The following is an 8,798-nucleotide window of genomic DNA, read 5'->3' as shown; positions in this document are numbered from 1 at the left end:
TCATACTTCATTAGACCCGCAGACAATTTTAGACGGCACTTGGAAACTAGATAACAATCAGGGCGGCGGTTACTTAGCTGATAACTCAAATATTATTGCTCTTATTGTCCCTGAAGCTGTATCAATGTATTTCGAGAACACTAAGCAGGAATCTTCAACCATTAACAGCACTGTAGCATCTTTCTATTCGTTATATATGAAGTCAACAAATACCGCCAGTAATGAAGAATCATCAATTTCACAGACTGTTTATGCACCTGACAACGTAAAATTTACTAAAGCTAATGACAATATCTATAAATTCACGCAGACAAACATCGAAGGAATTATATTTGTTGAGAACACCGACGAAATTTTTGTATTCATGACGGAGAGCGGCGGCAATTCCCGGCAGACCTGCATGTTTTTACCGTTAAAGAGAGTAACATTAGACATTGAAGCAGCTTTGAGTAAAAATTGGACAGCTTTTGACGGCGGCGGATATATGAAACTCGGCGATATTGCCAACCCCAATAATGACCCGGAAACAGAATATCTCAAATCGCTTGACACATTTTCATTTACTCTGCAAAACGGCACTCTCAATTTTTCCGGCGTAACTTTGAATGCTGACGGAACTATCACAGCAAAAATAAATATTAACACTTCATTATTGATGACAAATAAACTTCTTGATGCTTTCTTAGAGCTTGCCGGGATACCTTCAGAGCCTGTTACTGTATCAGATTCTTGGCAGGTTAATATGACGCGTTCAGGAAATTTCTTGAGCTTCACAGATAATGATAACACTGTCTATAATCTCGTATTTATTTCGGACAAAGAAGCGTTTTTGTCAATTACCAACAATCAAGCTAGCTCAGGAGAGGGAAAATTTGTATTTAGATTCAATTAAGCCCGGATTTATGAAGAAATAAAATTTTTTAGCGGTCGTAAATGGCCGCTATTTATATTTATGGACGTGTAAGAGTGCTAATAAATGTCTGAATAATGCCCGTAATTTGAGCGATAACGAGTGCTTTGACCTGAAATAATATTTTGCTGCATACTTTCGCATGAGTGATTTAATATATTTGCGGGTCTCAGGAGTCATTAACTTCCCCATTTGATACAAATTCCCCGTTGACCAGTAATAAATTAAGCCCTCGATTTGTTCGCGGACTTTGGGCGTGAGATTTAACGCTAATTCTTCACATTGACATACAACGAACCAGCTTAGGCCGTCTTTATTGTAAATTCTGCCGGGGATTCTTGACTGGCCGAAATTAGGGTGTTGAACGTAACAATACAAGCAATAATTTATCTTGCAAATTTTCATGTCAGGATAAGTGCTTAAAACTTTTATTACCCAATATTGATCGTCCATTACAGAAAGATTTGCGTCAAACAAAATTTTTTGCACTAGTTCGCGTTTAAATACTTTGTTCCATGTGAAGCCGCCGACCCCGCCGATTTTAGTACCCTTTAAGATTTCGAGCGATAAATTTTCACTTGATATATTTTCCCAGTCTGATATTTTCATGCCTGATATATCATAAAGCGGCCATTGATTATTATTTAATTCCGTGCAGTAATTGAACACAAACATATCTGAATCCGGGTCAATTTCTACAGCATGAGTCAAAATCGAAATTAATTGCGGTGAGACAAAATCATCTGAATCGCAAAAAGTTATATATTTCCCCTGACAATGAGGTAATGCGACATTTCTGGCTGCGCTTGTTCCCTGATTCTTTGTGTGAAAAACTTTAACGAACGGGAATTTTTCAGCATAAGAGTCGCAAATTTCGCCGGTTTTGTCCGTTGAGCCGTCGTCAGTGATTAGAATCTCGAAATTTTTTGCGGGGTAATCCTGACTGCAATAGCTGTCTAAACATTTTGTGATATATTTTTCGCAGTTGTAAGCAAGCATTATGACGCTAAATAAAGTATCTTGCATGTTAATAACTCCTTTAAACTATAAATTTTGCGTTATATCTCAATCTTTGAGCGAGCCGAGTATTTCTCTGAGAGATTTTATTATTCTTTACGGCTATGTAAACGGCTTTTTCTTCGCCGATTAGAGTTAATGACTCCTTTGCGCGCGTTACTCCGGTATAAAGCAAATTTCTTTGCAGCATTATATATTGATACATCATGAGGGGGATAATAACTTTTTTGTATTCGCAGCCTTGGGACTTGTGAATCGTAATAGCATAGGCCAAGACTAAATCTTCAAGTTCAGCATATTCATATTTGACATTTCTGGCCTCGTCAAAGCTCACTGTCAAAGTATTATTTAACTTGTCGACACTTGTTATAATGCCTATATCGCCGTTATAGATTGCTTTATTGTAGTCATTGTGAATCTGCATTACTTTATCATTGAGTCTATATTCGGTTTCTCCGCGCTTAATAAAAGGGTCTCTTAAATTATTTCCTGTGTGCGGACATGGGTTAATTTCGTCTTGTATTAGCTTATTAAGATTTAACACGCCGATAACACCTTTTCTCATGGGCGATAAAACTTGCACGTCCGACCATAAATCGTGATTATCAAGGGGCATATTTTCGCGGCAAAATCTCAAGATACGGCTTACTGCTACTTCGGGATCTTCTATTGCTGAGAAGGAAAAATCTGACTCGCTGCCCTCATTTAGTAACGGCATAATACCTTCATTAATTTTGTGAGCGTTTAATATAATTTTGCTGTCCTGAGCTTGTCTCTGAATCTGATTTAATTTCGCATATGGAATAACGCCGGAGTCAATCATATCTGCTAAAACTTTTCCCGGCCCTACGCTTGGTAACTGGTCAACGTCGCCGATAAGAATCAATTTCATTTCGTGGGGTATAGCTTTTAACAAGATATAAAGCAAATATATATCAATCATTGAGCATTCATCGACTATCAAGACAGAGGCTTCAAGGGGGTTATCTTCGTCGTGTTCTGTCTCGCCGTGAAATTTTAGACCTATCATTCTGTGAATAGTTTTAGCGTCATGGCCTGTAACTTCTTGCAAACGCTTGGCCGCTCGTCCTGTAGGTGCAGCTAATAGAACTTTTCTGCCGCTGTCCTCGTATAATTTCATGATTGCGCGAACTGCTGTAGTTTTTCCTGTGCCTGGGCCTCCTGTTATGACAAATACGCGGTTATTCATTGCTTGAGTGATTGCCTCGATTTGTTCATCAGTAAATTTTACAAATTCGCCGTTGACATTAATTTTGCAGTCTATGCTGTTTCTGACGCGTTTAGGAGTGTATTTATCATTACGGCCGTATTTAAGCAGCTCGATTAATTTAATTGCTGAATTAACTTCGCTTTTGTATATGCCCGGCAAGTAATAAGCATCGTTGTCGACCTCGATAATTTCTTCGTCCTTCATTTTGTATAAATGCGACATAATTAGAGACTCTTGGATTTCGAGGAGTTCTGCGGCCCTAGTTATGAGCTGATCTTTATAGGCGAAACAGTGTCCTTCTTCAGTTGCTAATTTCTGGAGAGTGTAAAATATTCCCGATAAAATTCGTGAAGGATTTTCTTTGCCGAACCCCATTTTTGCTGCGGCACAATCAGCAGTCTTGAAGCCGACTCCCTCGATTTCGATTAATTTATATGGATTTTTTGTGAGCACGTCAATACTTTCATCTTCGTATCGATTATAAATTTTCATAGCTAGAGCCGTACTCAAGTCATGACCCTTCAAGAATACCATAATATCTTGAATTTTTCTGTATTGCTGCCAACTTTCTTTAATTTGAGCTAATTTTGCTTGACCTATTCCGGAAATTTCGAGCAATTTATTTATATCTTGGTTAATTATATTTATTGCGTCTGTTCCGAATTTCTTGACGATTCTGCGAGCCATTTCGGGGCCGATACCTTTTATTAAGCCGCTTTCTAAATATTTGATGATGCTTTCTTCTGTTGCGGGAAAAACTTCCTCGAAAGTGTCAAATGCGAACTGACGGCCATATTTGGGACTCTTTACCCACTCACCTGTAAAATTAAAAGTTGTATCAACATGAGGGCGTGGCATATTTCCGACAAAAGTTACTAAATCGTCAAAAAAAGTGTGCTTACATTTCAAAACAGTATAGCCGTTTGCCTCATTATGAAATGTTACAATTTTTACTAAACATTTATTAAGTCTTTCCATATGTGAATTATTATAACCTTTCTTTATGTCATGATGCTATTTTACTGGAATAAAAAATTTTTCACAAATTATGATTATGACTCGTAAAAAAATTTTCTGCGTTATTCTCTCAATTTATACAAGCAAAGTCAAAAGCTAAAATCTTTCATCAAGTCTATAAAGTGTATTAATTCCAATCCGAAAACATTTGCAGCGCGAACATGTAAAAATTTTGTCCGTTATTCTTTCATGACCTGCGCTAGATAGTGTAAATTTTATTTCGAGGTGATTTACATTGAACATTTGAAGAGGCGATCACGAGTGAAAAATTTGATACTTCAAGCATGAGTAAAGCAGGTTGTCCTTATAATAATGCGCCGATGGAACTATAGACATGAATACGAAGATAGTCTTTATCGTGCAGTAGAAGAGTCTGCGTATGTCCGTTTGAAGCGCGAACAGAATTCAATAAAGATTATAATTTCAATGTTTCATACGGCCATAAGAAATTAACAAGGCATCCAATGAAATTATTAGATTCCCAGCAGCATACGTTTTTTAATCGCAAATTCCTCGTCGGTGATTATGCCCTTGTCTAATAATTGCTTGAGTCTCACTAATTCCGCCGTGTAGTCTTTGTCGCTTGATGAGGGCGTGAAATCTTTTATAGCTGACTCTATCATGTTAAGCCATTCTTTACCGCCGTAAACTACGAATCTATGAGTCTTTTCGTTCGTGTGAATTAAAATATGCTGGCTGATTAATAAATTTAATCCCTGCTCAACTTTCTTAATGTCGAGTAAATTAATTTGCAGGTCGACTTTATTCTGAAAAACTTTGTGCGACGAGAAATATAAATTTGTCTTGGTCAAGAATAATTTTCCGCCGACTCCTATGAATTTGCTCGTGTAATAATTTGCGAGTCCGAGTCTTAACGGTATTTCGCCTTTGCCTAGTAAAGAGCCGTATACATAAATTCCCGGTGTATTGCTGCTAGATGAAATTTCTTGTATGACGCTTTCAGGCACGTTAAATTGTTTGTCCTCGTTCATAAATACAAAACTTCCGCAATATTCGCATTTATATTTTGCAGGGTTGTAGGCTGCTCCGCAATTAGGGCACTGCATAAAAAATTTCTCCCTTCACTAATAAGTCATGATAAATTCAGGCAATATTATATAATCAGGAGTAAATTAATTAAATTAGGAGTGATAAATTTTGAATCTCGGCGGGCTTCTTGATTTTGCGGGAAAATATAAAATTTTTGCGTTTGTCTCGTGGATTCTTGCGGGGGTGAGCGCGTTAATTGCAATTATTCCTGTCTGGTATATATGGCAGATTATTATTTGCGCTGTATTTAATGAAGGACTCGAAAATATTTCACATTACGGCGTTATTGTTCTTGCGTCGGGGATAATTTCTATTTTGCTGTACTTGGCCGGACTGATATTTGCTGATAAAGCTGCGTCAAAAATTGCTGATAATCTGCGTGATAAATTATTGAGCGATGACTCTTTTAATTCAGGAGAAATGCGGCGGATAATTATAGAGTCAAGCGATTCTGCAAAAAATTATGTTGCCTTTGCTCTGACGAATAAATTTGAGTCTCTCTCGTTTGCGTTAGGTCTTGTCGGGCTGTTATTATTTATTGATTGGAAATTTGCGGCTGTGAGTCTTGCTCCCTTAGTGCTTGGCTTTGTCTTAATGGCGAGGATGGCGGGCGAATCTCTCAACAAAAAATTATCAGAGTACAATCAAGCATTAAATCTCATGTCAGCAGAGACGGTCGAATATGTTAAAAGCGTTCCTGTTATGAAAATGTTCGGACAGAGTGAGCACGCATTAAGACGCATAAAACATTTTGTAGACAGTTACGAAGCCTGCAAAATAGCTTACTCGAATGAATTGCGCCTCCCTATGATGATATTTACTTTAGCTATGAACGGAGTATTTATTTTCTTGATAGCTGCTGCTGTGTTTGTTGCGGTGAGATTCGGAGTCTCCCGTGAATTTCTGCAAAATTTTATATTGGCGGTTATTGCTGCGCCTTTGACAGCGGTTAATTTGACACGTTCAGCCATGCAGAATAATAATGCGGTAATTCAAATAAATAAAATTCTCGCACTAAAGGAGGCCAAATAAAATGTTATGGCTGAAGAATAAATTTTTACTCTCTGACGGCGGGACAATAAATCTATTTCTTGCGGTAATTGCGTGCTTATTTCAAAATTTTGCGCTTATTTTACCGGTCGGGCTGATTTACTCGTTAATAATGCTGTTGAGCGTTATTAATATCGGCGGCTTTAACATGTCGGACTCAAGAGCAGTATTTTATCTCGGAGCGGCCTTTATTTGTGCGTTGTTAATATTTGCTTCGTCATGGTTCCAGTATAATATGACGTTCTCGGCATCGTCTAAAGAGTCAAATTTCAGGCGGTTGACTCTGCTTGAGAGACTGCGGAAAATTTCACTCTCATTTTTCAGCGATAACCCCCCGAAAGATTTAGCTGCTCAAATAATGAAGGACTGTGAGAGCTTCGAGAACAAAGAATCCCGTTTTACTGCACCATTTGCGGGCGCGCTGATATTTATTGTATTTATGTCATTGCCGTTGATTTATATAAACTGGCGGCTTGCGTTGGCTGCTTTATGGGTGGTGCCTGTTGCTTTAATTCTTGCGCGTGTGAATGAATTTTTTGCTGTCTGTGCATGTCAAGTGCTGAAATTCGGCGTTGTCTCTACAGTTTTTGCAGGAGCTTTATTATATGACTCGCTGAGAATGTCAGATTTTATTTTGTTCATATTAACCGTATTGCGCATGTATGAGCCGTTAATAAACGTTATAGCACTCAAGAACGAACACAAGCCCGCAGACGAAATTTTGACTCAGCCCTTGCAGACAGGTTCAGAAATCTTGACGAACAAAAATTTTACTCTCGAATTTCAGAATGTGAGCTATAAAAATTTGCAAAATATCTCGTTCACAGCCAAGCAGGGAGAAATTACTATTTTGACGGGAGAAAATAATTTTACGGCCTTGCAATTGATTCTAAGATTCTGGGACGTTGAACAGGGAGCTATTAAAATCGGCGGAGAAAATATTAATCAGTTCGACCCTGAAAAATTAATGTCGTTATTTGCTGTAATATCGCGTGACTCGCAGTTAATAAATTCTTCAGTGGAGGAAAATATTAGACTTGGCCGGAAAAATGCAGCTGATAAAGACGTAATCAAGGCCGCAAAATTAGCAGATTGTGAAAATTTACTCTCAAGACCGCGCGAAAATTTGAGTCTCTCGGAGTCAGAACGTCAAAAAATTTTTCTTGCCCGTGCTATACTGAAAGACGCTCCGATTGTGCTGCTCGATGAGAATGCAATATCACTTGACAATAACTCGATTAACAGTCTCATACATAATAAAACCGTGATAATAATAGCGCGTCAAAATAGCACGATTGCGGGTACATTAGCATATAAGGAAGTAAATTTATAATGACGGACAAGAAATTATTTTACACGTGTTATTATGCGTTTTTTTACTGCGGGGTCGTGATGATAACAATAGGTTCTGCGCTTCCGGATATTAGGGCGGCCTATAATTTATCAGAAAGTTTAAGCGGTGCATTATTGTCATTTTATTCGCTGGGAAATCTTGTATCAGGAATATTAATCGGTCTTGCGGGCTTATATCTCGGACAGAAAAAATCTATTATTCTCATGACTATGCTTATACTTGCTGGATTTTCGCTGTTAATTCTGAGCAAATTGCATGTTATGTTATTTTTTGCGTGTGCATTAATAGGAATCGGGCGGGGAAGTTCTATAAGTTTTTCGCAGCGTGGAGTAATAATTTTATCGGGTGGTAATAATAGAGCTACGGGTTTGCTTCACGCTTTTTTTGCTGTAGGTGCGATAATTGCGCCGTTGATATTTTCTATATTGAGGCTTATAACGTGGAGGGCGGGACTAATTTTTGTTATTGCACTTGGCCTGATTGAATTAATTTTGTTTGTGTCAGTAAAAGATTATTCCGCGCTTGAGACTCTGAAAGATTCTGACTCTGACTCTCAAGCAAATAAATCGAGTAAATCTATAGAATTTCTCAAGGACTCTGGATTTATTATAATTTCCTGCTTAATGTTCCTGTACCTGTGCTGTGAATTTGCTGTAAACGGCTGGCTTGTTACTTACATGAATCATAAATCAATGACGATGAATTTCAGTCAGTCAATGGCTTCGTTATTATGGCTAGTTATGCTGACTGGTCGATTATTTTGTGTTTGGCTTGCTAAATACGTGCATGAGAAAAAAATTTTGCTGATTTCTGGAATAGGGGCGGCGGTTTTCTTTGCTGTTATGCTGAAGTCTGAAGGTAAAATTTTTATTGCGCTTAGTGTTGCGTGTTTGGGATTCTGTATGGCTGGAATAAGCCCGATAATTTACGCGTCGTCAGCACCTTACACGAACAAATACCCGTTAGCGATGGGAATATTATTCACGATAGGCTGCTGCGGAGGGACAATAATGCCGCTAATTACAGGTTTTATCGCGGAGTTTTACGGATTTGACGGCGGAATGTCTGCGATATTAGTTACGTTTATATTGCTGATAATTTTTGCGGTGATAAATCTTAGACGGGAGTAAAATTTTTTGCACATTCGCGCTACCCCTTCAGTCCGGGCG

8 protein-coding genes are annotated in these 8,798 nt (G+C 38.1%); 5 read left to right on the top strand and 3 right to left on the bottom strand.

Features of this window, described 5'->3' with window-relative positions:
- On the top strand, positions 1–892 hold an 892-nt coding region (locus IJS99_02200), incomplete at its 5' end, for a hypothetical protein (GenBank protein ID MBQ7560634.1).
- Between the two features lie 48 nt (positions 893–940).
- Here IJS99_02200 and IJS99_02195 read toward each other — a convergent pair.
- Positions 941–1,936 (bottom strand): glycosyltransferase family 2 protein, encoded by a 996-nt coding sequence (locus IJS99_02195; protein ID MBQ7560633.1) that lies wholly within the window; start codon positions 1,934–1,936, stop codon positions 941–943.
- 13 nt (positions 1,937–1,949) lie between these two features.
- Complete coding sequence (locus IJS99_02190) at positions 1,950–4,136, bottom strand: ATP-dependent RecD-like DNA helicase (GenBank protein ID MBQ7560632.1); 2,187 nt, start codon at positions 4,134–4,136, stop codon at positions 1,950–1,952.
- Between the two features lie 351 nt (positions 4,137–4,487).
- Here IJS99_02190 and IJS99_02185 point away from each other — a divergent pair, with 351 nt between their 5' ends.
- The gene (locus tag IJS99_02185; protein MBQ7560631.1) at positions 4,488–4,628 is read left to right on the top strand and encodes a hypothetical protein; all 141 of its coding nucleotides are present in this window, start codon (positions 4,488–4,490) and stop codon (positions 4,626–4,628) included.
- Between the two features lie 20 nt (positions 4,629–4,648).
- Here the strand turns inward: IJS99_02185 and IJS99_02180 are convergent, their stop codons facing one another.
- Positions 4,649–5,242, bottom strand: a complete 594-nt coding sequence (locus tag IJS99_02180) for an SHOCT domain-containing protein (GenBank protein ID MBQ7560630.1) — start codon at positions 5,240–5,242, stop codon at positions 4,649–4,651.
- 91 nt (positions 5,243–5,333) lie between these two features.
- Between IJS99_02180 and IJS99_02175 the strand changes: the two genes are divergently transcribed.
- The 3 genes from IJS99_02175 to IJS99_02165 are packed head-to-tail and all read left to right on the top strand — an operon-like array spanning position 5,334 to position 8,759.
- On the top strand, positions 5,334–6,257 hold the full coding sequence (locus IJS99_02175) for an ABC transporter ATP-binding protein (protein ID MBQ7560629.1): 924 nt from the start codon (positions 5,334–5,336) through the stop codon (positions 6,255–6,257).
- Between the two features lies 1 nt (position 6,258).
- Positions 6,259–7,608 carry an ABC transporter ATP-binding protein gene (locus IJS99_02170; protein ID MBQ7560628.1) on the top strand — a complete coding sequence of 450 codons (1,350 nt, stop codon included), beginning with the start codon at positions 6,259–6,261 and terminating at the stop codon, positions 7,606–7,608.
- Positions 7,608–8,759 (top strand): MFS transporter, encoded by a 1,152-nt coding sequence (locus IJS99_02165; protein ID MBQ7560627.1) that lies wholly within the window; start codon positions 7,608–7,610, stop codon positions 8,757–8,759. Before IJS99_02170 ends, IJS99_02165 begins: the two co-directional genes overlap by 1 nt.
- The last annotated feature ends 39 nt before the right edge of the window (positions 8,760–8,798 follow it).

The organism is Synergistaceae bacterium (assembly GCA_017444345.1).
Lineage (GTDB): Bacteria > Synergistota > Synergistia > Synergistales > Aminobacteriaceae > JAFUXM01.
Note: the sequence above shows the minus strand (reverse complement) of the source record. Positions and strands in the feature narration are given on the sequence as shown.